Origin of the sequence: Candidatus Uabimicrobium helgolandensis, from assembly GCF_041508025.1 — a bacterium.
GTDB lineage: Bacteria > Planctomycetota > Uabimicrobiia > Uabimicrobiales > Uabimicrobiaceae > Uabimicrobium > Uabimicrobium helgolandensis.
In genome coordinates, this window is the sequence record NZ_CP165719.1 from 4839736 (window position 1) to 4866289 (window position 26554).

The 26554-nt window shown below is 35.8% G+C and carries 18 protein-coding genes and 1 pseudogene; 9 read left to right on the forward strand and 10 right to left on the reverse strand.

Annotated features, from left to right (window positions below; all coding sequences use genetic code 11):
* Nucleotides 1–108: 108 nt before the first annotated feature.
* From UABHE_RS17640 to UABHE_RS17660, 5 genes are all read right to left on the reverse strand, one after another.
* Nucleotides 109–717 carry a carbon monoxide dehydrogenase subunit G gene (locus UABHE_RS17640; protein ID WP_372364557.1) on the reverse strand — a complete coding sequence of 203 codons (609 nt, stop codon included), beginning with the start codon at nt 715–717 and terminating at the stop codon, nt 109–111.
* A gap of 139 nt (nt 718–856) precedes the next feature.
* On the reverse strand, nt 857–3208 hold the full coding sequence (locus UABHE_RS17645) for a molybdopterin cofactor-binding domain-containing protein (RefSeq protein WP_372364558.1): 2352 nt from the start codon (nt 3206–3208) through the stop codon (nt 857–859).
* A gap of 22 nt (nt 3209–3230) precedes the next feature.
* Entirely contained in the window at nt 3231–3686 is a 456-nt protein-coding gene (locus UABHE_RS17650) for a (2Fe-2S)-binding protein (RefSeq protein ID WP_372364559.1), read from the reverse strand.
* Nucleotides 3683–5128 (reverse strand): protein kinase, encoded by a 1446-nt coding sequence (locus tag UABHE_RS17655; RefSeq protein ID WP_372364560.1) that lies wholly within the window; start codon nt 5126–5128, stop codon nt 3683–3685. The genes UABHE_RS17650 and UABHE_RS17655 overlap by 4 nt, the downstream gene beginning before the upstream one ends.
* Nucleotides 5129–5344: 216 nt before the next feature.
* Nucleotides 5345–5662, reverse strand: coding sequence for a hypothetical protein (locus tag UABHE_RS17660; RefSeq protein ID WP_372364561.1), 318 nt, complete (start codon nt 5660–5662; stop codon nt 5345–5347).
* A 326-nt stretch (nt 5663–5988) separates the two neighbouring features.
* Here UABHE_RS17660 and UABHE_RS17665 point away from each other — a divergent pair, with 326 nt between their 5' ends.
* The 9 genes from UABHE_RS17665 (at nt 5989) to UABHE_RS17705 (ending at nt 22045) form a co-directional block, all read left to right on the forward strand.
* Nucleotides 5989–6549, forward strand: coding sequence for a hypothetical protein (locus tag UABHE_RS17665; RefSeq protein WP_372364562.1), 561 nt, complete (start codon nt 5989–5991; stop codon nt 6547–6549).
* Between the two features lie 42 nt (nt 6550–6591).
* Nucleotides 6592–8388, forward strand: a complete 1797-nt coding sequence (locus UABHE_RS17670; protein ID WP_372364563.1) for a protein kinase — start codon at nt 6592–6594, stop codon at nt 8386–8388.
* Nucleotides 8389–8613: 225 nt separating this feature from the next.
* Entirely contained in the window at nt 8614–9564 is a 951-nt protein-coding gene (locus UABHE_RS17675) for a serine/threonine protein kinase (protein ID WP_372364564.1), read from the forward strand.
* Between the two features lie 118 nt (nt 9565–9682).
* Nucleotides 9683–15763, forward strand: coding sequence for a protein kinase (locus tag UABHE_RS17680; RefSeq protein ID WP_372364565.1), 6081 nt, complete (start codon nt 9683–9685; stop codon nt 15761–15763).
* A gap of 13 nt (nt 15764–15776) precedes the next feature.
* Nucleotides 15777–16775: a succinylglutamate desuccinylase/aspartoacylase family protein gene (locus UABHE_RS17685; protein ID WP_372364566.1), complete on the forward strand. Its 999-nt coding sequence runs from the start codon at nt 15777–15779 to the stop codon at nt 16773–16775.
* A 240-nt stretch (nt 16776–17015) separates the two neighbouring features.
* Nucleotides 17016–18140, forward strand: coding sequence for a hypothetical protein (locus UABHE_RS17690; protein ID WP_372364567.1), 1125 nt, complete (start codon nt 17016–17018; stop codon nt 18138–18140).
* A gap of 229 nt (nt 18141–18369) precedes the next feature.
* On the forward strand, nt 18370–18501 hold the full coding sequence (locus tag UABHE_RS17695) for a hypothetical protein (RefSeq protein WP_372364568.1): 132 nt from the start codon (nt 18370–18372) through the stop codon (nt 18499–18501).
* Nucleotides 18502–18840: 339 nt separating this feature from the next.
* Nucleotides 18841–19761: a hypothetical protein gene (locus UABHE_RS17700; protein ID WP_372364569.1), complete on the forward strand. Its 921-nt coding sequence runs from the start codon at nt 18841–18843 to the stop codon at nt 19759–19761.
* Nucleotides 19754–22045: a WD40/YVTN/BNR-like repeat-containing protein gene (locus tag UABHE_RS17705; protein WP_372364570.1), complete on the forward strand. Its 2292-nt coding sequence runs from the start codon at nt 19754–19756 to the stop codon at nt 22043–22045. Before UABHE_RS17700 ends, UABHE_RS17705 begins: the two co-directional genes overlap by 8 nt.
* A gap of 218 nt (nt 22046–22263) precedes the next feature.
* On the opposite strand, the pseudogene UABHE_RS17710 reads toward UABHE_RS17705, so the two are convergent.
* The 5 genes and pseudogenes from UABHE_RS17710 to UABHE_RS17730 all read right to left on the reverse strand — a co-directional run.
* A pseudogene (locus tag UABHE_RS17710) lies at nt 22264–22742 on the reverse strand (IS5 family transposase); the annotation flags it as partial.
* A gap of 98 nt (nt 22743–22840) precedes the next feature.
* Nucleotides 22841–23821, reverse strand: coding sequence for a group II intron reverse transcriptase (locus tag UABHE_RS17715; protein WP_372371633.1), 981 nt, complete (start codon nt 23819–23821; stop codon nt 22841–22843).
* 102 nt (nt 23822–23923) lie between these two features.
* A complete protein-coding gene (locus UABHE_RS17720) occupies nt 23924–24937 on the reverse strand; it encodes a site-specific integrase (RefSeq protein WP_372364571.1) in 1014 nt (337 codons plus the stop codon).
* Complete coding sequence (locus UABHE_RS17725) at nt 24927–25739, reverse strand: tyrosine-type recombinase/integrase (protein WP_372364572.1); 813 nt, start codon at nt 25737–25739, stop codon at nt 24927–24929. The genes UABHE_RS17720 and UABHE_RS17725 overlap by 11 nt, the downstream gene beginning before the upstream one ends.
* 160 nt (nt 25740–25899) lie before the next feature.
* Complete coding sequence (locus UABHE_RS17730) at nt 25900–26439, reverse strand: site-specific integrase (protein ID WP_372364573.1); 540 nt, start codon at nt 26437–26439, stop codon at nt 25900–25902.
* Between the last annotated feature and the right edge of the window lie 115 nt (nt 26440–26554).

Sequence of the window (26554 nt, forward strand, 5' to 3'; positions counted from 1 at the left end):
ATTAGGGGCATGCCCTAAAATCAAATTGCATATGCATTGTAGTTTCAGAGAACCAACCGCAGGGATGACAGTATGTTTTGTAATTATAGTTCTAGAAAGCACACTCTTTTATTTTGTAAAATACCAAATAGTTGCCGCAATACCAGCACTTGCAAGTATTATAAATGTCCAAAATTTGGGATTTTTCATTGAATCTCCAGCTACATCTTTTGCAACTCCCGCCGCAAATTTCGCTTGAGAAGGCGGAATATATTCTGTTTTGGCTCGCGGATCTATTTGATATTCAAGAGCGGTATTCATTGCTTCCAAACTTTGGCGAGCCATGCTTTTGCCAACAGTATCAAGAAGTCTTTGTCCTACACTTGCTAGTTTACCTCCCACTTGTAAATCAGCGGTGTATTTCATTAGAGTTTCATCTTGGGTTTTCTCTTCCAAGCAAATAGTTGCTTTTCCTTTGACAAATCCCGACTTGCCTTTACCATTTACCACCATTTTATAGCTTTCAGGTTCTACTTTGTCACTTAACTCGATATTACTTGAAAATGTTCCAGACACAGGTCCTACTTTTACTTCCATCTCTGCTTCGTATTTATCATCACCTGTTTTCTCCATTTTTTTGGCTCCAGGTAAAGCAGTAATAAGGACATCTGGATCTTGTAACAAGTCCCAAACCTCTTCCCTTGGTCCTTTGAAAGTAAATTCACCTTCTAACTTCATGGTCGCTCCTTGTTGATTAAAATATTTGAAGAGTGTAATTTTTAGAATTTAGTAGCTCTTCAGTATGTTGTTTACTTGCGATTTTTAGGGCGCGATGGAAATAATTTTTCCACTACACCCTTTAGCTTGAGAACTTCGTTTATTTTTCACCACATTCTTTAGCTTGAGAACATAGCTCGTATAATCTATTAGGACTTAGAGGGATTTCTAAAATTTCTAAGTCACAATCGCGAAAAGCATTTTCGATTGCCTGTGCATAGAGTGCACCTACAGGTATAGATCCTGCTTCTCCAGCACCTTTTACCCCCAAAGGATTAAGTGGTGAAGGTGTTTCTATATGGTCACCTTCTATTTTCGGAACATCTAACGAAGTTGGTATCAAATAGTCCATAAAGGAAGCATTTAATAATTGACCATTCTCGTCAAAGCACAACTGTTCATAAAAAGCATTGCCAATACCTTGTGCAACTCCACCTTGTATTTGGCCATCGAGAATCATTGGATTAATTACTCTTCCGCAGTCGTGTACTACAATGTATCTTTCTATGTTAACTAGAAATGTCTCAGGATCAACGCTAACTATAATGGCATGAACTCCACTAGCAGTTGTTCCCCGCGATGGTCCAAAATAAGATGTGGCTTCGAGCCCTGGTTCTGTTCCCGGTTTTACAGCACCACGTAGAGGGTTAGCACGTGCCGCTAGTTCTCCTAGTGAAATTGACGCATCTGGAACACCTTTTACTTGTACTTTACCATTACCTACTTCCAGATCTTCTTCGCTAGCCTCTAGTACTTCACTCGCTAATTTTTTAATTTTCTTTTTAACGGCAATAGCAGCTTCGTGACAGGCACTTCCAGCAACTACAGCGCCGCGACTAGCAAAAGTTCCTGAGCCCCACCCAAACTCTAGCGTATCTCCTGTAACAACTCGTACATCTGCAACAGGGACATCTAATACTTCCGAAACAATTTGCGCAAAAGAAGTAAAGTGACCTTGGCCTTGTGTACCAATACCAGTTACTAAATTTATTTTTCCGCTTGGTTCTACGGTGACACGTGCGCCTTCGTATGGACCAATACCTGTTCCTTCTACGTAGGAAACAATTCCTATTCCTAAGCGTTTTCCCTCTTTGAGTAGTCGTGGCTGTTCTTCTTTGATAAATTTATCGTATTCAATTAATTCAACAGCACGTTTTAAAGCAGGGGCGTAGTTTCCACTATCATAAATTAAAGGAGAAAAATCTTGGTAGATTATTTCGTTGTTGTATGGAAAGTCTTCTTGTTGGATGAAGTTTTTACTGCGAATTTCAACAGGTGTAATTCCTAGTTTTTGGGCTGCGAGATCTAATAGGCGTTCCATGACAAAAACACCATGCTGTCGTCCAGCACCTCTGTATGGAGTTACAATTGGTTTGTTGGTAAAAACAGCTGTAAATTCACTGTAATAGTTAGGTACATGGTAACAACCTAATAAAGTACACTGGCTATTGATAGGAACTGTTAAACCGTATGGGGCATACGCACCTGCGTCGTGTATAAATACATCGCGAACTCCCAATATCTTACCATCACTGCTTACAGCAATTTCAGCTTCGTGAACTTGCCCGCGTTCTTGGGTAGTAGAAAAAAAGTTTTCTTCGCGATCTTCGATCCATTTGACAGGTCGTTTGAGTTTTTTTGACACCCAAGGAATAAGAACTTCTTCAGGATAGAACATCATAATTTTAGGGCCAAAACCACCACCGATAAATGGCGCAATTACGCGAACCTGCGATTGGGAAAGACCTAACATACTAGCTAAACCATTGCGAATAGGAATTGGAGCTTGTGTTGTATCCCAGATAGTGAGTTGTTGGTTTCTTTCGTCCCAATTGGCAACAACACCTCTATTTTCCATTGCTGCTGCGGTTCCGCGATCATAGAGGAATTTTTTTGAAATCACAACATCTGCTTGGTCGCGAATGGCAGAATAACTTCCTTTTTCTTGGACTACATGCGCTGCCATATTTTTGGCGATATCATCATGTACTAAAGGACTTTCATCACTAAGAGCTTTTTCGATATCTACAACCGCATCTATTGGATCAATATCGACTTCTAAATCCTCAACGGCATCTTCTGCAATGTAGCGGCTTTCAGCGACAACCATAACAACAGCTTCACCTGCGTGACAAATTTTATCTTTTGCAAGTGGAACTTGTGTTCTTTCATTGAATACAATATCTTTTATAGGTGGCGGAGGAACAAGAAGAGGTCCTCTCTGCCAATAATCGCCTAGATCTTCTGCTGTGTAAACGCCAATAACACCTTTGCGCTTTTTAGCCTCTTCGGTGTTTATACTAATGATTTTCCCATGTGCATAGTCACTGCGGTAGAAGGCAACATGTAACATGTTAGGTAAATTTACATCATCTGTAAACAGTGCTTGTCCAGTTAGAAGACGAGGATCTTCATTGCGACGAATGCGCTGTCCAAAATATCTTGTAGCCACAAATTGCTCCTTATGTCAAAAATTACTTTTTTGCTGCCAATTTTACAGCTTCTACTATGTTTTGGTATCCAGTACAACGGCATAGATTACCTGATATTGCTTCGCGAATTTCCTGTTCACTTGGTTGAGTGTTTTCCTTTAAAAAAGGAACAAGTGTCATTAAAAAGCCAGGAGTACAAAAGCCACATTGTAACGCGTGTTTTTCGCGAAAGGCTTCTTGAATAGGATGGAGATTGTCTATTTCTCCTAACCCTTCAACAGTCGTTAACTCTTGTCCATCAACCTGGACAGCAAAAATAATGCAAGATCTAATTGCTTCTCCGTTTAATAAAATTGTACAAGCTCCGCATACACCATGTTCGCAACCTACGTGAGTACCTGTTAGTTCTAACTCATGGCGTAAAAAGTCACTTAGAAGTGTTCGCGGTTCAACATCTCTTTCATATTTTTGGCCGTTTATTGTTACGCATATTTTCATTGATCGCGTTTCTTTCCTTTGAAAAGGTTTGTGAAAATTTGCCACATGCTCTGTTTTTCGTCCATTTTAAACAATTCTTTTGCCAAAGAATCGGCGGTTTTAAACCTTTGAAAAGCATCTTTTTTTAGGCACTTCATACAAATTTGATCTATTTTTTTACTAATTTCAGGACGATCACTACTTGGTGGTGGAGGGTCGACGGTTAAGATGTTTTGGTATATCTCAACTGTACTATCTCCTTCGAAAGGGTTTTTTCCTGTTAACATTTTATAAAAAACAACACCCAGCGAATATATGTCACTTCTTGGCCCTATACGACCTAATTGTCCTTTAGCTTGTTCTGGAGACATGTACGATGGAGTTCCAAGCAAAGAACCTGTACGCGTAATTACGGTGATAGAGTCCATACATTTGGCCAAACCAAAATCAGTGATTTTTGGAGTACCGTCTTTATTAATTAGTATATTGGAAGATTTTATATCACGATGCACTACTCCGAGTTTATGAGCGTATTCTAGACCGCCACAAATATCCTTGACGATAGATACTGCCCTATCAATTTCTAAAGGTCCACGGCTAATGATATCCGAAAGAGCTTCCCCTTCAATAAAATCCATACAAAAGTACGGAATTTCATTTTCAATACCGACTTCTAGTATTGATACTATGTTGGGATGTTTCAGCATTTCAAGAGTTCTTGCTTCACGTGCGAAACGCTCTTGAGCTTCTCGTGAAGTTCGATGGCCTTCGCCAAGAACTTTTATTGCGACAATTTGCCCAGTAGATTTTTTTTGCCCACGGTATACAATTCCCATGCCACCTTCAGCGATTTGTTCTAAAAGTTCGTAGTTACCAAAAATTTCTTTTTCTATAACAGCCTGAGAAATCTCTTGTCCACGCTTGCATGCTGAAATTTCTTGTTCAATAGTAGGAGCACCAAATACTGTTTTGCAGTGCTTGCATCGTACTTTTTTTCCTGGGCCTAAATGCATCAAACGAAAGTTTTTTTGGCAACCAGGACATGCTAAGGTTTCTGAAGAAATAGAATGATAAGTTTCTAATAGTTTTACCAATGACATCTCTTGATTATTCAAAAGAAGTTCAATAAGCGAAGTACTTGTACCTCGATCTCTATATTGTTGTTGCTTACGCACATATTTTTCCAAACGTTCAACCTCAACGAGGTTTTTGCGTAATAACAAACGACACATTACGAGATCTTCGCCTTTTTCTCGGCTTTGTGTTACATTTATTTTTTTTTGTTGTTGCTTGATTAACTTTTCTAGATTCTGTTCATTAACGAACTTCTTTTTTAACATCACAATACCTAAGTGAGTACCTTGATGCTCTTGTGCTTCTAAGCAAAGTCGTAAATCCTGTTTACTTAAAGTTTTTGTAGCAATTGCTACTTTACCAAGCAATAAATCATATTTACTGTGCATACATTCTACATACTAAAATAAAGAAAAATGAGTTAATTAGGGACATGCCCTAGTTTTGGGTAGAGCTCATCAACAAACTGTACAGCAATCAACAAAAATTTTGCTTGATTACTTTACCTAGAGTACACCACATTCATTATTTCATAAACTTGAAAATATTGTATAAAAATTTGAATGTGGTACTCTAGTTTAAAAAAGTTTAGGGCTTGGAGTGCCCTAACCTTTTCGGCCTTGACTTTTTTGGCGTTTTTTTCCTGGAGTAAACATAACAAATATTTTTTTGAGGCCGCGAATAAAATTCGTATAAATCGTTTTGTTTTCTGGCTCCAAATCTCTCTCTGGATCGAACTGGTATTCGATGGTGTCTTCAAAAATTTCGTAATTTGAATCTTTTTTTTCTACCTCAGAACTTTGCTGTAGGGATTTCAGTAGTACTTCAGATTGCTTTGTTGGAATTATCTTCTTCTTATTAGGTTGTCCAAACAAAATGATGTACTTTTTTCCTTCAGAGGTCGATACAGTGCTTTCACCCATATACAACTCTTTCGACAAAATAAACAACAACTGCTATGCGCTTTTTTCTATATGATATCTATTTTATTTATGTATTTTTACTTTGTCAATCGCAAAACTCACTATCGAGAGGAAACGCTCTTGACAGTATTCTGTGGAATGATAAAATTTGATTAGTAATAATAGGGTGTATTTCTGTTTCGGTTTTTACAAAATGAAGTTATTTTGGGTATGCATAGAGCATATTAGCGTGCTTTATTAAGGTCCACCTAATTTTAAGAGCAACTTCTATTGTCATGGTTGAAAACAACAAATAATATATAATTTTCTAGCGCAAGGTATAAAACATGGCAAAATTTTATTTTTTTATCACAATAACTTTTCTTATCTTCGGTTGTGGTAGTCTCTCTCGTCAAAAAGATCTTGAATCGCAAAAATATTTAGGTAAAGAATTGTGGACAAAAACAAATTTACATTTATTTGAAAAACAATATCTGTATTGGCAGAACTATTTATCAGGTGAATTACTTCCTGTTGGGACAACTTTTCGGTTGAAGGAAGTGTATACAAAGGAAGCTATTTTAACAGATAATAGCAATAATGATTTTATTCTCTACTGGAAAGCGGATGAAACAACAAACTTTAAAGACGCATTTGATAAATACTTTTTAGAAGAAGATCCTAAAGCATCCATTCAAAAAATGAATGTGCAGATTGTTGAAAGTATTTCTTTAGGTGAAGTAAAGAGAGGTATGTCGAAACGACAAACAATAATCTCTCTTGGTTATCCTCCAAGAACGACAGACCCGTATGACAAAGATATCTGGATATATTGGGAATCTGAATTTCGCAAAAGAGCTATATATTTCGAAGATGATAAAGTAACGAACATAGTTTACAGTGAATAATCATGTTGAAACGCAATTATTCTAAGAGGAAATGGTAATCTTATGGTGAATACAAGCAGAACAACAGATTTTAATACTTTTTGTGCGCAGTGGGAAGAACGAGTGTTTATCCAGATTCTCTTAAATTGGCGTTTAGCTTCTCAGGAGCAAATCCAAAACGCATTACAAGAAAAATCATCTCCTCTATCTCCTGTAAATACGACATTAGGGCAAATACTTGTAAGAAATCGCGTGTTATCTCCCGTAAATTTTTCTAAAGCTAATAATCTTGTACGGCAACAATTACAAAATTTATATACAAAACAACAAGGGGATGCTGCGACATTAAACGTCTCTCAAACTGCTCACGTTGCTAGCCGTGAAGCGCAGCAACCATCTCGATCGCAAGTTAACACGCCTCAACCCCAACAAACGCGTCGATTTGGTTCTTACGAGCTGATTGAGGAAATAGCTCGTGGAGGAATGGGGGTAGTTTACAAAGCACGTCAAATGTATCTTAATCGAATTGTTGCACTCAAGTTATTGTTATCTGGTACTGCTGCGTCGGAGTCTGAAATCCTAAGATTTAAAAGAGAAGCGGAAGCCGCAGGAAGTTTGCAACACCCAAATATTGTTTCTATCTACGAAATAGGCAAACAAGATAACCATCATTATTTTACTATGGATTTTGTAGATGGAGAAACTCTGCAAGCGCTTATTAAAAAGAAAAAGCCAAGAAAAAAACTTCTCGAATATTTAGTGAAAATAGCCCTGGCTTTGGAACATGCTCATCAAAAAAAAGTTATACATCGCGACATTAAACCCTCAAATATTATTGTCTCTAAAGACGGAGAACCTAAAGTAACAGACTTTGGTTTGGCAAAAAAATTGGATGCAGAAACAGTGCTTACAGAAAGTGGGTCAGCGCTTGGAACACCTTTTTACATGTCGCCAGAACAAACAACAGGAGAAGAAGAAATTAGTGGAAAATCTGATATTTATTCTCTTGGAGTTATTTTGTATGAAATATTAACAGGACGTTATCCATTCAATGGAAGTACTCTTATCGAACTTTACCATAAAATTGTTAATGATGATCCTATCCCGCCGAGAAAAATAAATCGTAAGGCCGATAAAGATCTCGAAATTATATGCTTAAAATGCATGGAGAAAGTTCCAGAAATGCGCTATGCTTCAGCTAAAGACTTAGCTGAAGATTTGGATAACTATTTAAAAGGCGAGGCAATTAGTGCTCGTAGATCAAGCCTTGTTTATCGTCTTGGGCGAAAAATAAAAAAGAACAAAAAAACTATTGGGGCTGTGGTTTGGGGAATTGTTACTTTTAGTGCTCTAATTTGGTTGTTGTTTTTTGGGGCAGTTGATTTAGAACTATATAACGTTCCCAAAAACGAACGTCCTCAATATTTAAAAGCCAGAAAACATATGGAAGAAGGACGGCTTTTTATTCGTAAACACAAGTTAGAAGAGGCGATTAAGTCTTTTGAAAAAGCTATTGAAGATTATGCTAAGATGAAAGAAGCTTATATTAGTATCGGTGATATATACCAGGTGTATAAAGACTATCAAAAAGCTTTACAAGAATATAGCCGTGTTCTCAAAATAGACAAAAAATATGCACCAGCTTACTTTCGCAAGGGACACTCTTACATGGGTTTAAAAGATTGGGCTCTTGCAATTAAAGAATTTGATAAAGCTATTGAGTATAAACCCGATTTCACGGAAGCTTTCGATGGTCGAAGTCAAGCTTATCGTTATCTCGGCGACAAAAACCAAAATAGTGCTGATTTTGAAAAATCAATTAAAGATTATGAAAGAGCAAGAGAGCTTGAAAAAAAATGAATTTGCTTCTTTAAATTGCTTTACAAAACGTAGATTGTTAGTATACTTTAGTTATGAAAATAAAGAATTGTTCATTGACTATGCAGTCTTAATTCTAAAACAAGAATTGTTATTTTAAAATCATAAAATTACAGTCAAAAAATATGTTGAGATTTTTACCTTTATTTGTAAAGTCTCAATTTGAAAATCCAGTAAAATCAGTATTTATTGAGAAATTAAAATATTATGGATACACCTCTTTTTGAAATAAATGACGGCCATGAGCTAAAAATAGTAAGAAAAATAGCCTCTGGAGGAATGGGAACCGTGTATGAAGCCATCCAGATCGGGGCAAGAGATTTCAAAAAAAGAATGGCTATAAAAACTTTAATGGAAGATGCAGCGGAAGACAAAGAGTTTGTGGATATGTTTATTAGTGAAGCTAAACTAGTTGCCGACTTAATACATGAGAATATCACTCAAGTTTATCAGCTTGGGAAATTCCAGAACTCTTTCTACATTGCAATGGAATACATTAACGGTGTAAATCTTCAAGATTTCCAAGAAAGACATACTGCTATACAAGAAGTTACTCCTGAAGATATAAGTGCATTTTTAATAAGTCGTGTTTGCCGCGCGCTTGAATATGCGCATAACAAAAGAGATTCTGAGGGCGATTTATTAAACATTGTACACCGAGATGTATCGCCGAAAAATATAATGATATCTTTTGAAGGTATTGTGAAATTAACCGATTTTGGTATAGCAAAAGCTGTCCACCATATGGATAAAGAGGGAGATGTTCTTTACGGAAAAGTCCCTTATATGTCTCCAGAGCAAGCTTCTTTCAAAGTTACAGATTCTCGTTCAGATATCTTTTCTCTTGGGATATGCTTTTATGAGCTCCTGAGTGGGGAAATACTTTTTGGAAACCAAGAAACAATTATCACGATGCAAAAAATTATGCGCGAAGATGTTCCTCCTATTCGCGAAAAATGCCCTAACATATCGGAAAAACTAGAGCGAATTATTCACAAAGCTTTAGATCGCGATTTAGAAAAACGCTACCAAACAGCTGGTGAAATGGGAACAGATCTGGAGCATTTTTTATACGACGATGGTTATGGACCAACAAATTTGACTTTGAAAAAATACGTCAAAAACATGTTCCCTGAACGAGTACCACAGTATAAGTAATTAGTTAGTAACTCTGTAGAACATTAACATGTACCGTAAAATATGATAATTTAAGCCAATATCATTACGAATCTTCAAACATATAAAATTAACCCCCTAGGGCTGGGAGAACACGCAAATGAGCGGAGAAATTTCTATTAACTGTTCAAACTGTTCTAAAACATTGAGCGTTATTCCAAGTGACGTTGAACGCATCATAAAATGTAATTACTGCAATACTTTTCTAAAAGTACCTGCTCGCAAATCTAAAAGGTTAGAGATGCCTTGTCCTGCTTGTAGTGCCAATCTCAATATTCCACTTAAACTACGAGGGAAAATTTGTAGTTGCTGGAGTTGCGGAACAGAAATCACTATCCCTAAACCAGCCGAACTAATCATTGAAGAAATCTCTATCCCTCAATCGGTGGAACAAGGTGCGCAAAGCTGCGAAATAAGAATGAAAATTCTCAATGTTGGTATGCAAGCGGAAATTACAGGTATTGATGTGGCTTTTGAAAAAGGTGGTCAAGATTTAAATACCTATTTTACGATAAAAGATGTCAATGGCAGTTCTTCTACTGTAAGCGAAAAAGAGCCGGTAACTATCGTGTGTGTATTTGAAGTAGCAGAAAATGCTCCTGCTGGAAAAGTAAATATTCATATAAAAATAAGTGGCCTAGATAATGCTGATAAAAAACCTACAGCGATAGAAACACGAGTACAGACAAGTATTGGTTATAACAGAGTTTTTGCTGTAGTAACAGAAAATGAACTATGTGAAAAAGCAGGTAGTCCATTTGCTGTCCAATTATGGGCATGCTTGGAAAACGGAGAGGTTGATGCCGATTTTTCAGGAAACTACAATATCGCTTTTTCTATATCTGATACTCCTACGAGCTCTGGAATTGAAGCGCAGTATCCAAAAACATTGCAAATGGAATTTATCGAAGGGGTTGCGACGAGCGATAGCGATTTTATATTATATAATTGTGCTGATTCTACACAAATTATGGCAACGGAAAAAGATAGTGGAGTGGGAGAAGGCTATACAGATTACATTCAGTTAGAGCCGTCTGCTTTCTTAGGATTTGCTATTGATCTTACTTCGCCACAAATGAATGGCTGTTTATTTCAAGGAATTAACCAAATTCGAGCTGTAGATAAATTTGGTAATATTATTCCTGGTTTTGATAAAGATGTGTCGATATCTCCGTCTGGTCACAATGGTGAACTTTACATTGATGGTAAATCTTCATCTGTTATTGCAGGAAATCACTTCAAAAACGGAATTATTGATTTAACAAGTCTAAAATTGAGTTACACAACAACCCAAGAAAAACTACTCCCATGTCAAGAAAGTTTTGTTGTTTCGTGCCACGGCCAAGGAACAACTTCTTCTGAAATAGTAATAGAAAATAATATTCTTGAAATATTTATTGAAAAAGTGGATGCTCCACAATCAATAGAGCAAGGCCAAAATTTTTCAATGGAAATACAAGCTTTTAATTCATCGTCTATGGATGTAAAAATATCCAAACTAAGTATCGATTTTCAGCAGAATGGTCAACAAGTAAATCACTTTTTTGACATTTCTGCTCCAGCAGGGACAAGAGAATTAAAAGCTGCCGCGCGCAATACATTACAATTTCAAGTTAACCCTCACCAAGATACACCTTTTGGCGAATACAATATCGAAATTTATTTGGAAACACAGGATTCTACATCTGTATTTCGCGCAAAAAAAAGGCATTCGCAACAGTTGTATATTGAACCTTCTGGACGCGTCTTTAGTGTAAGTTCTACAGACGAGAATAAAATTGTTGCAGGAGATAACATTTCACTGACATTTGCTTGCTATCTTAGTAATGTTTTAGATACGAGTTACCATGGGAAAAAAAGATTACATTTTGAATCAAATGCGTCGCCTTCAGCAAATGCTTCTGAACCATTTATTCCTTCATTTGTGGATGTAGAGTTTAATAACGGAGTTGCTGAAGTTGTTGGACAAGTTTCTTTTACAAACGCACAAGAAAAACCAGTGTTGAAAATAGAAGATAGTGCTCCTGGAGGAGCAAAAGGAGAGCTTTCTTTTGATGTAAAAGCAAGTGAACTGGCGAGTTTTTGGTTTGTTCTTGAACCTACACAAAGAAATATGGAGCTCTTTGCAGGTAAAAACTTTGTTATGGCAATGGATGCCTTCGGCAACTTAAATCCAAATTTCGCAGAAAACTGTGAAATTCTATCTGCTAGTGGAAAAGGTTTGATTGCTTTTGGTGACGAAGCAGGAATTATTCCTGCCGAAAGTTTCAAAAAAGGAATTGCTGATTTAACAACCTTACAAGCTTGTTATCGGGCAGATGTAAGTGAAAAGCTTCCTAAAGAAGAGCAGTTAAAAATAGTTTACGGCGATGTAATAAGTACAAGTGAAAAAATAATAATAACACCAAAGCCAGCAGAGTTGTGTATTAATCGTATTACTGCCCCAGAAAAAGTAGATAGAGATTTGAGTTACCAAATTTCTTTAGAAATAGAAAATAAAGGTAACAAATCAGCAAGTATATCAACTATACTTTTTAATTTTCAAAATGAACATGATGTATCTTCTCACTATGTGGTGACTCCTGTAAACAACCATACAGAAGAATTGTTGCCTTTTGTTCCTTTTCTTGCAACTTTTAATGTAAAAACGGGAAAAGAAGCGCCCTCGGGAATGACAACAATAGAAGTCACTGTTGCAGGCATAGATAAAGAAAATATTCCTCTGAGATCTTCTAACGCAATACAATGGCTTGTAGAGGAAAAAGAACGTTCGATTGTTATCACCACGCAAAATAAAAATGTTGAGACCGCAGGAAAACAATTTGCTTTAAAGCTTGAAGTTCTTCGCGAAGATGTTCGCGACCAGTCATTTAATGGTTCCATCACTTTTCTTTGTACTACGAATGCTACAGCATCAAAAAATGGTGATTTACACCAAATACCTGATAGTATAGCTGTAAATTTTGTAAACGGTGAAGCGCATACTGAGCCTGTTTTTTTTCTAACAAATACATTGGAACAGCCATCTATTTATTTTAGAACAACTGATGGAAAAATGCAAACTTCCACCTCTAAAATACAATTACAAGCTGATACTATTGATTCTTTAGATTTTAGGATAGCGCCTAATATTCGCGTTGGTGAAGTGCTGATTGGTGAAAATGCTATCCACACTCTAGATAAATATGGAAATCTAATTCCGAATTTCAAAAATCATGTTCAGGTTACCTTGTCTGGTGTTGATGGTCAAATTTACGATATGAATGATCAACCAAAAACAGTTTTAGAAGGTCATTTGTTTGAAAATGGAATTCTTAATCTTTCTCATCAACAACTTAAAATAGACTGTGTATCTTCCCAAGTTTTACCACAAAAAGCTCAATTGGTATGTGTTATAAACAACACTACTTATGAAAGTCCCGAGTTTAGAATACTTGCGCGACCAATAAATCTCCATATTGATGAAGTGATGTCTCCATCTCAGGTTTTGTCAAATAATAATTACATAATTGAAATTAAGATTCGTAATGATGGAAACGAAGTCAAATTAAGTAGTTCAAGTTTTTCGTTTGTACAAAACGGTTCTCCTGATAACACTTACAAGGTTGCACCTCATCCACAAAACTTAGAAACTCTTCCTAAAGGTGTCACTTCGTTACAATACAATATCAATATTGCAGATGATGCGGGGCAAGGGACTACAGAAATAAATACGCAACTAAAATTTCAGGATTCTTCAGGGAAAGAAATTACCTGTGACCGCTCTTTTAGGTGGTTCGTTGAAGCTTCTGGGCGTTCTTTTTCCATTGATATTCCCAAAGGTGTTACTGCAGGAAAACCTTTTGCTATAAAAATTCATGCTGAAAGAGATAATGAGAAAGATTTACAATATGAAGGTAGTAAAATATTGGTGTTTAACAGTAATGCGAAACCTGCACCAAATGGAGTTGAGCGCAATATTCCTTCAGAACTAGAGCTAGAATTTCAAGAAGGTACGGGAAGTACAGCAGAAGTTTTTACTTTTGTTAATGCCGATGAACAAGTTGTTATTGAGGTAGAAGAAAAGCAAGGTAGTACTAGTGGTTTATCAGGAACAATAGAGATTAAAGCAGCAGAATTGGGGAAATTTGCCATTTATTTGTCTACACCTCAAATCAATGAGAGTCCACTTCAAGGTAAGAATGTAATTACTGCAAAAGATGTCTACGGTAATACCAAAAGTGATTTTAAGGAAAGTATACAATTGCGGCCGCAAAGTGGTAAAGGTGAATTTTATTTGCCGCAACAAGATATTATCAATACTATTCCTGATACAACATTTCAAAATGGTAGCGTTGATCTTACTCAATTAGGAATTGTTTATCGCGGTAATATTAATGACGTTCTTCCAAAAGAAGATCAATTTTTTGCGTCTTACCAAGATAAGCAAGGACAAAGCAACGCTATTGTAGTGGAACCACGCCCAATTCACGTAGAGTTACAAGAAATTAAATTTGTAGAAAAGCTATTTCAAGGTGACTTAGTTTGTCCTATTTCATTTGATGTTCAAAACTGTAGCGACCAAGCACTAGACTTATCGAAAGTATCTTTTAAATTTATAGACAAAGAAACCGAAGAAGATATATCTAGTTATTTTACTGTGAGCTCTCATCCAAATAATCCAAAAACATTACTACGCAGTAATCATAGTCAGTTGGCGTATCATATCGATGTCGACTCAGAAGCTAAAACGGGTGAAATTGTTTTAGAAATAGAACCTACGGTAACTGATTCTAGTACAGGGAAAGAACTTAGTGTCATTGAAAAATGTACATTTTCTTTATCAGAAAAACCTCGTACATTTATTATCAAAACCGAAAATGACAATAATGAAAAGGTTGGAGAATCGTTTTATCTTATACTATGTGCTTATAAAGATGGACAGATGGATGTTTCGTACAATGGTATACATAAGATTTACTTTTCCTCTTCTGCAGGTAATATGGGTAACCATAATGCGAGAATTCCAGAATACGAGAGTGTCGAGTTTAAGCAAGGTATGGCAAAGACTAAACGTAGTTTTATGTTTGTTAAGGCACAGCAAAAACCGATCATTACTGCCTTAGAAAAAGGTAAAGCGGAAGGATCATCTGAAGAAATCGTCTTGCAGCCAGGTTCTATTCAAAGTTTAAAGATTGTATTTCCAAAGAAAGAAGAAGAACGAAAATCTTCTTATCTGTTAAAACCTCTAGATGATTATGGCAACACCTTAAATCAACAGTATTCTATAGATGAAGATATTAAACCAGGTGTTATGCTTAGCGGGAGCCGCGGGAATTTTTATGAAATTCTTGATTTAATTGGACATGGGGCAATGGGGAAAGTTTACCGCGCACGTAGATTAAATGATAACTTTATTGTTGCTATTAAATCAACAATGTTTAGTGCACTTTCTGATATTAACCGCTTTATTTTGGAAGCTGTTATGTTAATTCAGTTCGATCATCCAAACATTGTAAAAGGTTACGATGTTCGCCAAATTTGTTCCATTGAAAAAGGTAAACCAGAGTTAAAATTCTATATGATGATGGAGTTTTTAACAGGGCAAAGTGTTAAAACAATTATCGATTCATCGCGCGATGGAATATTGTCTCCTGTTCACGCAACAAAAATTATTTTACATACAGCACGTGCATTAAAGTATATTTGGGATCGCAAAACAATACATCGCGATATAAAGCCAGAAAACATACAAATTACCAAAGATGACCATGTGAAACTCCTCGATTTGGGGATCGCGCGAGCAGAAGGTGGTATTACTGATATTAGTATTACTCGCGACGACACTATTGTTGGTAGTTATCCTTATATCTCGCCAGAGCGATTAAAGAATAACAATATTGATTATCGCGCTGATATCTACAGTTTAGGTTCTACATATTACCACATGCTTACAGGAATGCCTCCATACTTAGATTCATATGATGGACGTGGAGGTAAAGATTTACTTGACTACTTAATTAGAATTCGTACAAAGAGAGCGCCTACTGCTCCCGACAAATTAGAGCCAAGAATACCATCTAGTGTATCAAGTGTTATTATGACAATGTTGAGCATAAAACCAACACGTAGATACCGTGATTCAGAAGAAATGTTATCTGTTTTAGAAAAACTATATCAAGAAATATCCAGTAGTAAGTAAGAGGGGTCGAAAAATGATAAAATATATTATCGTTGCATTCTTAATATTTCCCGTATGTTTCGCTGAATGTGTTCATGAAGTGACATTGACAGGAAAAGAAATTAAATCTCTCGACGCAGGGATGCAAATCTATGTTGAAATAGAAAAGCGTTTTGTACCTGTTACCGAGGTTAAACTTGAACTAAATAAAAAGTATAATGTTCACGTTTTGCCACCACGTGAACGAGATGACTATAACAAAAAATATGTGCAGTATTATGATTATGCTCGCTTAAATACTTTTCTAAATAGTTACAATGAAACTTTTAAGCAAAACAATTATGAGCAAATAACTATTGGTAAAAGTTTACAACAACGCGATTTGTATGCTGTTATTCCTAAGGAACTCAAGGCAAATAAAAAAACCGTGGTGATGTTTTGTCGCCACCACGGAGATGAAGGAACTGCAAATTGGATTGTTGAAGGATTTGTGGAAAAGGTGTTTGCCGATAAAGAGTGGTTAGGGAATTTTCAACTTATTTTGTACCCAATGATCAATCCTGATGGCGCAGAAAAGCGTACGAGATACAACAGCAATGGTAAAGATTTGAATCGTTGTTGGGGAGGAAGTGCAACGGATGAAATTGTTGCTATTCGCACTCACTTACAACATCTTTTGCAAAATATTGATGATAAAAATGTTGTTACTGTTCTCGATATGCACGGTAGTTTTGTTGATGATTTTATCTACCGAGTTCCAAGATTTTTTGTTGATCTAGATTTCTTTGAAATGCAGGGGCAACTTATCAACCAAATTGCTGTTCATGATATCTGGCAAAAAGGAAATTTTAAATTGTCAGAAGGAAGTCCTGGAATGTCGCGTATTTATTTGATTAAAACTTATGGATTCAATGCCTTGACTCACGAAACTATTCGCAATATTCCTTTAAACAAAGGACGCTCTGTCACTACACTGAAAAAACAAGGTGAAGATGTTTACAATGCTATTCGCGAATTGTATACGAGAAAATAAGTGTTTGATGTATAATAGTTTTTCAAAAGCAGGCTCTCAATATTAATATTGAGGGCCTGTTTTCGTTAAGTGTGTCTCATTTTTAGTAAAGCTCGTAAAGATACTCTTTGCTCTAAACATGCTCATTTTATTTTAAGTAAGAAATACTTAAAATATTCGGTCAGAACCACAGTATAGTAATTATTAATATCTAATTGATGACACTTCCTAAAAAATTTCTATTTTTCGAAAGAAATCACTATGTTATATATTTTTTTATCTATTCCCTTGCTCTTTATAAATGAGAATATTTCTTCTTCAGAGTTCTTTAATTTCTTATTAAACAATGCTGTTGGACTATCGATCTTATTTATTTTTCTGAGTGCATTGTTTGGGTTTTTTGTAAAAGCGCGTAGTGTTGATAAGTGTCTGAAAGATTTTAATTATTTCTCTGTCACAGTTGAAATAGATGACAGTTCTATTTATAAAGGAGCGATGAATTTATATCATACTGGAATGGAATTATCATTTAGGCAAAGGGATGATCACAACAAAAATTATAGCAAATATAGTAGAATTTTGTATGAAACTGAGTATCCAAAAATAAAATGCGTGTATCGTTACCAAAACGAACTGACAGATGTAAATAAGGCTAAAAGAAAAAAAAGCATAAAAAAAACATACAAGCCAGGACTTATTCGTAGAGCGTTGCGAAAATTACGTAATATTTTAGGAACATTTCGCGATGCCATTTCGCAAAGTTTTCATCTTATACTAGGGCAGCTAAAACAAACGAAATTAAAACAACAAAACAAACATTTGAAAAATATAGGTGAAAGCCTTGTTGAATATAGTGGTAATATATACGATCCTATTCTTGAAAATTTTATTGGTCGTCATATTGTAATCGAAACATTAGAAAAAAAAGAGTACTTTGGTATTTTTAAAGAATACAGTAAGAATTATTTACAATTACTCAATGTGCAAACTTATGAAACAAATGATTACAAGATCGCAACAAAAGTACCGCAGTTAACAGCAAATAAAAATGATGTTTATGTTTCACGATCAAAAAAGAATATTATCATTAAAAATCTAGAAAATTTTCCTTTGTATGTTTCAAGAGTAGGAGTATTGAATGATTTTATTTCCGTTGATCGTATTATTGAACCGCAAAAGAAAATTCAAATACCAATAAAAGAAGTTCCTGTGACGGAAGAAGATGTTATAACAATTGAGTTTATGAATATCGCTGATGTTATTATTCCGCGAGCGATTGCCTTTGTGAGATTTTGCGCTGATGAAAAGAAAATTACGTGGAAGGAAGCACTAAAAACGGATTTTCAATCTGTTTGGCAGGTAGCGATGTTAAAAAATAAATCTTAAAAATAACAAACCTTTTGTAAATATATGCGTTTATATCTTTGCCACTCATAAATAAAATTTCAGTGTAACCTGAAAATATATTGCCGCTTTTGTTTTTAGAAGAGTATTTATAAGATAAAGTAGGATGAGTTGGTTTTTTATAATAGTCACACTATAATTAAAAGAGGAAGACTATATCTTCCTCACAACATTCCACGGACTATTAATATAGATAGGATGTATATTATACATGAATGAATATAGATATCAACCATTAAAATTTGCGAAAAACGCATCGCAAATATCGCATCGCGATATTGCAAAATTGGTAGGTTTCTACCAAATTAATAAAAAAGATTTGTCATTAAAAAAAGAGCCATAATTTTGTCTCGATTCTAAAGTTTAACTAGGGATTGTTATCATTCAAAATGTTTTTTCGAGCTCGAGCCCGATTTTAAAGCTTTTAATCAAACCAAGAAGCATTTGTTACAATTCGTAAAAAGTTCTGTTTTTCTACTAGAAAATTTTCAGAAACGGGCTCGATACTCACAATATCTAAATATAAGACAATGATATTTTAGCGACTGTTATTCTCATACACTGAATGATGATACGTTCTAGTAAATCCAACACCACAAAATTACGGCTATAACAATCTAATTTTGTCAAGAGAGCGCATCGGTAGATTTATAATCGATGCCTCTAAACACACGAGAAAAAAATGAAAAAAGAAATCAAGCAAGAATTTTCGAGTGTTGCAGAAGTTCTAAAAACAATATTGATCTTCGGTGGTGTTGTATTTGCTTTTGTTATTAATATTTGTTATTTAGCTGTTGAGCGTGATTTTACTATAAAAAGCGCTTATATGACTCTTGAACACTCTCACCTATTCACCGATGCTGAAAAAATAGAAGCGATCGAAATCCTATCAGAAAACCTCCTTACTGCTAAAAATCGAAATCAACTGGTAATACATGAAAAAGATTTACAATTGATAAAGCTCTATTTTAAATCTAAAGATGTTTTACAGTTAAAATTAAAGGAATTCTTAGCTCTTAAATTTGGCAACGACTCTCCGCAAAAATGGGAAAAAATATTTGTAACTAGGTTTCCACGGAGAGGAACAATCTTTTATATGCACGAAATAGAAAATTTTATTTTGTTTTATTCGTGGTTTATTAGTTTGTCTTCGTTGGTTTTTCTTTCGCAAATTTTAAATAAATCTCATGTACGCGAATCTTTAGCTATGTCTTTTAAGAAAAAACGCTATTTTCTTCCTATAACAATAATAATGGTGTGCCCTCCTATCTTAAAATTTTTAGGTGTGTGGCTTGGCCGAGAATTTTCAGAGCTGTCTATCCAGGGATTAGCACTTATTATTGCTGTTATCGTAGCTATTTTGCTATTTACCTCTATTCGTAAAAATTTTAGTGGTAAACATCTCTATGATATGGGAATTTGCCTTTTGATTTTGTCGTTGCTGTTGCAATCTCTATCGATTATCATTAGAGAAGATATGGTCTACCATTATTTTGGTAACCCTAGAATTAATTATGTGTTATATTTTTCATGGTTTTTGTTTATCATGCTTCCTATTTATATATGTGAGAAGTATTTTCTAAAAGCGAGGTCAAATGTTTAAAAATATAAAAAACCACAAAGAGTTTTTGTTTTTTCTGAGTGTTACAACACTTGCTATTTTATTATCCCTAAGTTTTGTGAAGGATACTTCTCTATCGAATAATGAGCAGTATGCTACGCATGACGAAGAGTATGAAGAAGGGGATGAAAAAGATTCAAAACCAACTGACTGGTTCATAAGACAGCGAATGGGCACAAATCGCAATCAATTTAATTTTGCTGCCTTTCGCAAAGCAAAAGATCAAAGTGCACAATTATTAAGTTCTTCATCTTCGCGTGCTGCCTGGGAATTTGTCGGACCAACGAATATTGGTGGTCGCATTTGCGATGTTGAAATGGATCCTACAAATCCGAATGTAGCCTATTTTGCAGCAGCATCAGGAGGAATATTTAAAACTACAGACCAAGGCGAAACATGGTTTCCTATTTTTGATAACGAAATGACCCTCAATACTGGAGATATCTGTTTAGCTCCTTCAAACCCTAATATTATTTATGTTGGTACAGGAGAGGTAAATCCAGGCGGTGGCTCTATAACATATCCGGGTCTGGGTGTATTTAAATCTGTCGATGCTGGAAAAACATGGACTCATCTTGGTCTTGATAAAACGCAATGTATTGGGCGCGTAAAAGTTCATCCAACAAATCCAGATATTGTTTATGTCGCTGCAACAGGGGCACTCTATGGGGAAAGCGAAGACAGAGGAGTCTATCGTTCTCAAGATGGTGGTCAAAGCTGGGAAAAAGTTCTTTTTGTTTCGACAAAAACTGGTTGCGTCGACATGGCGATAGATCCTAAGGATCCTAATAATTTGTATGCCGCTATGTGGGAAAGAATACGTAGACCTGGTTACCAAAAATATGGAGGAACACAATCTGCGATTTATCGTTCGCAAGATGGCGGAAATACATGGGCAAAATTAGCTGGTGGGCTACCAAAAAGTGATGAGAACACTGGACGAATAGGAATCGATATATGTCAATCGCAGCCAAATGTTCTTTATACTTGCTTTTCAACAACAAGTGGTGATCATCTTGGTGTATTTAAGACAACAAATGGTGGTGATTCTTGGAAGCAGACAAATGACAGTGCTCTTTATGGTGGTGTCGGAACATACGCATGGTGGTTTTCCAATATACGCGTAGACCCTAATGATCCAAGTGTGGTATTTTTTCTAGGGTTCAATTTTTACCGTACGCAAAATGGTGGAAATAGCTGGCAAAATGTTGGGTATGATATGCATGTAGATCATCATGCTCTTTATATTCACCCTCTAGATTCCAGTATATGTTTAGCAGGAAACGATGGTGGAGTTTATCTTTCTAAAAACTCAGGAAGTCGTTGGAAAAAATCTGATAGCCTACCTATCACTCAATTTTATTCTCTTGCAGTTGATCCTAAAGACCCAAATAGAATTTTAGCTGGTGCACAAGACAATGGTGTAAATTTTATTGCGACAGGAAGTAAAACTGGCTGGAAAGGTGTTATAGGCGGTGACGGTTTAGATGTGGCTTTTGACCCTACAAATTCAAACTACGCTTATGGAGAGTCGCAATACGGTGCCTTCCGCGCTTCGAGTAATGGTGGTAGAAGTTTTGGTTGGGGAGGATCTGGTATATCGGGAACAAAGGGATGGAAATGTCCTATTGCTGTAGACCCTACAAATGGCCATGTTTATTTTGGAAGTAATAAAATATATCGTTCAACAGATCACGGTAGTTACTTCAGTGCTGTTAGTCCGAAACTCACTACTAATGATAAACGCGATCCTTTTGGTACAATTACGACCATTGCCGTTTCTGCAAGCAACAGTAACTACGTATATACAGGAACAGACGATGGTAACGTATGGGTCACAACTAATCACGGCAAAAATTGGAATAACATATCACAAAATATACCAAAAGAGTGGATTACCAGTATTGCAGTTGACCCTACAAATGAGCAGGTAGCCTATCTTACAGTTTCTGGTTATAGATGGGATAAGCATCTTGCACATGTTTTCATGACCACAGATGCAGGGAAAAATTGGAAAGCGATCTCTGGGAATTTACCAGAAGCTCCAGTTAATGGCATTGTGACAAATTCTCGGGCAACAGCTTTATACGTCGCAAGTGATGTTGGAGTATTCATGAGTAAAAATCAAGGGCAGACTTGGGAAACTGTTGGTAAAGGACTTCCAAGTATAGTAATTCATGAACTTGATTATCATATTGCAACAAACACGCTATTTGCTGGAACTTTTGGTCGCGGTATTTATAAAATAGATGTTTCGCAGCATTAAAGTGTGATCAGATCGTAAGTGTGATAATATGATCTTGATTCATTGATTTAAGGAAAACTCTTTATTAGTATTGGACTAGAGAGCTATTTTGGCTTTCTAGTCCAATACTAAAAATATACTGGTAAATGAATTAGGTGATGAATTGTTACAGTTCTTTTTTATTGATGCGGTAGAACTATTTTCATTAAATTTTAATTTAGGGCCTGTCATCATTCAAGCTAATGAAGCCAAATAATGCAAGAAACTAAGTATACAGCCGCTAAAAAATTCTGAGCAGTTTTGTCGTACCGCGTAGCAATAGCTCGATATTGCTTGAGTTTGCAGAATAGATTTTCTATCAGAAGGCGAGATTTATAAAGGTGGCTATCGCATTCTTTTGGCTTTTTAATATTAGATTTCGGAGGAATCACAACAATAATATCTCTTTGTTCTAATTTTTGAATAACGCGTTCTTCTGCATAGTAAGCTTTGTCAGCAAGTAGTGCTTTAGCTTTGACAGAAGGTAATAGAATATCTGCTCCCACTAAATCATGTACTTGCCCTGCCGTCAAAGAGAAATCTGTAGGGTTCCCTAACGCATCACATATAGCATGTATTTTTGTGCTAAATCCTCCGCTACTTTTTCCTATTACTTGGCTTTGATCTTTTTTTTTATTGCACCTGCACTATGTTGATGTGCCCTGATTACAGTTGAATCGTCGGATAGGTCGGCGGAGTTGCCCCCGCTTTCCCTCCTAAGAACGCAGCTTACAACTTTCGAAGTACTACGCTCAAGCGTTTATTAAGGCTATCCGGTTAAGGATTGCCCGGTACCGCAAGTTGTAAAGTTATTTGTTTACTATGTCGTTGGTGATGACAGTTATAACACATAAGTCTCAGGTTGTTTATTTCATCAGTTCCCCCTAAACTCCTTTGTTGAATATGATCTATTTCGAGACGATCTTCAGTAGAGATAGGATTTTCACAAACAGGGCATCTGCCTTTTTGGCGTCTAACAAGTTGTTTCATTTTCCTGTTGTTTGTGAGTTGCCATTTCTTTAGGAGTCGATTAATGAAGTATTGATGATCTTCTGGAAAATAGGGGTTAGCCTTACTTTTTATTTTTGTATGTCGAATAATTTTCGTATCGCTGGCTGCTATCAATGTAGTACATGTTTCACCTGTTATTTTGCTAATAGCGACAAAGCGCCAATCTCGGTTACCAATTTTACGCCAATATCTTTTCTTTAACCATTTCTTTGGTTTAGAAGGATGTCTTCTTTTGGCCCAAAACCAGAGTTTGTTAAATATTAGGTGGTCTATCTTTTGGAAAATTCTCTTGCTACATACAAACCTGTAGTAATTGCACCAACCACGGGTAATAGGGTTCAACTTGCTAATTAGATTATCTTGACTATCAGCTCTGAATTCTCTAATAACTTTACCAACTCTTGATAGAAAAAGGGTAATTTTCTCCTTTTGAGGTTTTATAATAAGTTTGCCATTGTATTTTCGAATGTTGAAACCGAGAAAGTTGAAGCCTTCGTCTATGTGGGAGATTTTTGTCTTTTCTTTAGATAGCTTAAGACCTCGTGTTTTAAGGAATTCTTCAAGGATCTCTTGAACTCTGATTACTGCTTCATGAGTTTTTCCAGTGATAGTTAGATTATCTGCATACCTGGTATCATTTATGCCAAGTTGCTCTCGTTTCCGAGAAGATTTTTTCTTACCAAACTTCTGATCTAGTAAGTTCTCTATCCCATCCAATGTCATATTCGCAATTGTTGGTGAGATAATTCCACCTTATGCAAAGAAAGTTATTATGCAAAGTAATTAAGCAAATCCTTTATCCAGTAAGACTTATTCTCTTATTTACTTTGCATAATATCTGAAGCTATTTTATTTCAAAGAAGAAAGCCAAGAAAGTAGTTTAGTATCTTTATTCCAATCAGGCATCTCACCATTAATAATATCAGGACATGCATTTTCTATAGCTATTCGCTTTGTTTCAGTATCAGCTTTAGCATAGATTTCCGTTGTTTTAATATCTACATGCCCCAGAAAATCACGAATGTAGATAAGGTTAACACCTGCCTGTAATAAATGCATTGCCTTACTATGTCTCAGTAAATGAGGGTAGACACGCTCAGGAACTTTGGGAGAGATTGATTTTGCCATCACGACATACTTTTTTAAAATATAGGCAACACCTTCCTTGGTGAGTTTTCGACGCTGATTATTGGTAAACAAAGGGTACTGGTTTTTCCATTTTTCATCTAAACTATTTTCTAAAATATAAGTTTGGAGAAGACTTGTCGTATTTTTCATTAGTGGAACTCGTCTAGTTTTATTCCCTTTGCCAGAGAGAATGATAACAGGAGGAAAATCTAATTGTATATCACAAAGTTTAATATCAATCAACTCTTGAACTCTCGCTCCTGTATCATACAAAACACTTAAAAGAGTCAAATTCCTTCTTCCTTTGGCTGTAGTTTTATTAGGTTGTTCCAAAATAATCTGAATAACTTCTGGCGATAAATAATCCACTACTTTTTGCTGAGTTTTTTTTGCTGGTATGGAAATTATTTGCTGAAAATGATAAAGTCCAGCAGGATCTTCGCTCTGAACGTAGCGAAAAAAGGAATGAATCGAAGCAAGCCTTTGGTTTCTAGTTGAAATACTGCATTTTCTTCCATCTTCAAGCCAATTTAAAAAACCTTTAATTAGTTCAACGTTCAAGCTACTAAGAGTAATGCGCTCAATTTTTATTCCCCTTTGTTCTTGGCAATATCTTAAAAGCAATTTAAAAGTGTCTCTATAAGCATAGATTGTATTTTTACTCACATTTTTTTGCCTTGGTAAATAAGAAGACAGAAAATCTGTAAGATATTTAGCAAAATCATTAGAATTCACTATCTTCTCCTTCAAGTACGGGTATTAAGTGAGGATAAGCAGCTTCAAGTTTTAATGTAATTGTTGGAAACACATCAGCAGTCAATCTCAAGTAATAGGCTGTTTCTTCAAAGGAATCATGACCAAGATACGTACGAAGTATAGGAAGATATGCCAAAAGATCCTTGCCTTCAGTAACCCATTTCTTAAGACAGTGAACAGCAAATGTGTGGCGTAAATCATGAACTCGAGGTCCAAAACCTCTGCCACCATGAGATATGCGTGCTCGCCACAAGAATTTTCGAAAGTTTTTATAAACATTTCCAAGAGTCATTGGTCGATCATCTACAAATGGGAAAAAGTAACGCTTACCACTTGAATGTTGATGAACTTGATGGTAATATTTCTGGCATTTAGCTCCCATTTCACTGGTCATTGGCACCAATCGGCTGTTATCTTTCTTCGATTGGTGTATAGATAGTATATTAGCAGTTAAATCAACATCTTGAACTTTTAAAAGCCTAGCCTCTGAAGCTCTTAGTCCACAGCTATATAGCAGTCGAAAGAAAATGGGCATAATAAGATGGCGATAAGGGCATTGGTAGTTACGATGACATTTGTCTGTTTCTTGGAAAAAGTTTTTAAGCTCATTAGTTCTGTAGATGTAAGGTACATGCTTTTCGCCAGATTTAAAGTAACCTTTCGCAATGATGTAGCTATCTACACCGATATTATCCATATAAATAGCTAACTGTCTAACTGTTGAAATTCTCGATGAGAAATTTTCAGCCTTTTCATACGGCCTTTTTGTGCACCAATCCATCACGATTTCTTTAGATAAAAACTTTGCCGATCCATATTTTTCTAAGGTGAATTTATCAAAGCGCCTTAAATTTCCTGCTACTTGTAGCCGATAGCTTGTTTAAGTTCGATTAAATCCCAAATGTATTCCTTGAAAGGACCATAGTATTGATATCTCTTCATCATATACCTCCCTCAATTTCGAGAGGGCACTCTTTCAACTTTTTTATGTCTACTTTTAGATAAACTACTGTTGAGTTGGTATCTACATGTCCAAGAATATCAGATATAACAGGTAGAGGTGTATCATTTTCTAATAACAAACTCGCTAAGGTATGTCGCAAGGAATGCATACCGACTTTCTTTTTCGGGGAAATCGGGATGCGCGCCAATTTCATATATTTTACAACTATTTGTCTCAAGTGATCTTCTTCGCTAAAAGGTAAGAATGGAGCTAAGTGCCTAATAAAAATATGCGACATCTCTACTTTTGGACGACCATATCTAAGATAATCAATGACCGCCCAACCAACATCTTGTACTAGAGGTAAGGTTATGCTTTTTCTCGTTTTGGATTGTACAAAAGTAAGTTGTTTCTTTTCCCAATGAAAATTTTCAAGTGTCAAATTTTTTATATCTTTTACTCTAAGTCCCAATCTACATGCTAGAAGAATTATCGCATAATCTCGTTTCCCTGAAGGATTTCCACGATCTATAGCCATGATTAGTTTTTGCAGGTTTTCTTTTGTCCAAACTGAGGGAATCCGCTTTTGTTTCCTTGCTTGAACCATGGGAAGTTTTGTTGAGTAGTCAATATCAAGACATTTAGCCGTGTGG

What these genes read in the sequence shown, in the direction of transcription:
- UABHE_RS17640 (WP_372364557.1), bottom strand. Translation starts at nt 717, where the DNA reads ATGAAGTTAGAAGGTGAATTTACTTTCAAAGGACCAAGGGAAGAGGTT.
- UABHE_RS17650 (WP_372364559.1), bottom strand. Translation starts at nt 3,686, where the DNA reads ATGAAAATATGCGTAACAATAAACGGCCAAAAATATGAAAGAGATGTT.
- UABHE_RS17655 (WP_372364560.1), bottom strand. Translation starts at nt 5,128, where the DNA reads ATGCACAGTAAATATGATTTATTGCTTGGTAAAGTAGCAATTGCTACA.
- UABHE_RS17660 (WP_372364561.1), bottom strand. Translation starts at nt 5,662, where the DNA reads ATGGGTGAAAGCACTGTATCGACCTCTGAAGGAAAAAAGTACATCATT.
- UABHE_RS17665 (WP_372364562.1), top strand. Translation starts at nt 5,989, where the DNA reads ATGGCAAAATTTTATTTTTTTATCACAATAACTTTTCTTATCTTCGGT.
- UABHE_RS17670 (WP_372364563.1), top strand. Translation starts at nt 6,592, where the DNA reads ATGGTGAATACAAGCAGAACAACAGATTTTAATACTTTTTGTGCGCAG.
- UABHE_RS17675 (WP_372364564.1), top strand. Translation starts at nt 8,614, where the DNA reads ATGGATACACCTCTTTTTGAAATAAATGACGGCCATGAGCTAAAAATA.
- UABHE_RS17680 (WP_372364565.1), top strand. Translation starts at nt 9,683, where the DNA reads ATGAGCGGAGAAATTTCTATTAACTGTTCAAACTGTTCTAAAACATTG.
- UABHE_RS17685 (WP_372364566.1), top strand. Translation starts at nt 15,777, where the DNA reads ATGATAAAATATATTATCGTTGCATTCTTAATATTTCCCGTATGTTTC.
- UABHE_RS17690 (WP_372364567.1), top strand. Translation starts at nt 17,016, where the DNA reads ATGTTATATATTTTTTTATCTATTCCCTTGCTCTTTATAAATGAGAAT.
- UABHE_RS17695 (WP_372364568.1), top strand. Translation starts at nt 18,370, where the DNA reads ATGAATGAATATAGATATCAACCATTAAAATTTGCGAAAAACGCATCG.
- UABHE_RS17700 (WP_372364569.1), top strand. Translation starts at nt 18,841, where the DNA reads ATGAAAAAAGAAATCAAGCAAGAATTTTCGAGTGTTGCAGAAGTTCTA.
- UABHE_RS17705 (WP_372364570.1), top strand. Translation starts at nt 19,754, where the DNA reads ATGTTTAAAAATATAAAAAACCACAAAGAGTTTTTGTTTTTTCTGAGT.
- UABHE_RS17725 (WP_372364572.1), bottom strand. Translation starts at nt 25,739, where the DNA reads ATGGATTGGTGCACAAAAAGGCCGTATGAAAAGGCTGAAAATTTCTCA.
- UABHE_RS17730 (WP_372364573.1), bottom strand. Translation starts at nt 26,439, where the DNA reads ATGGCTATAGATCGTGGAAATCCTTCAGGGAAACGAGATTATGCGATA.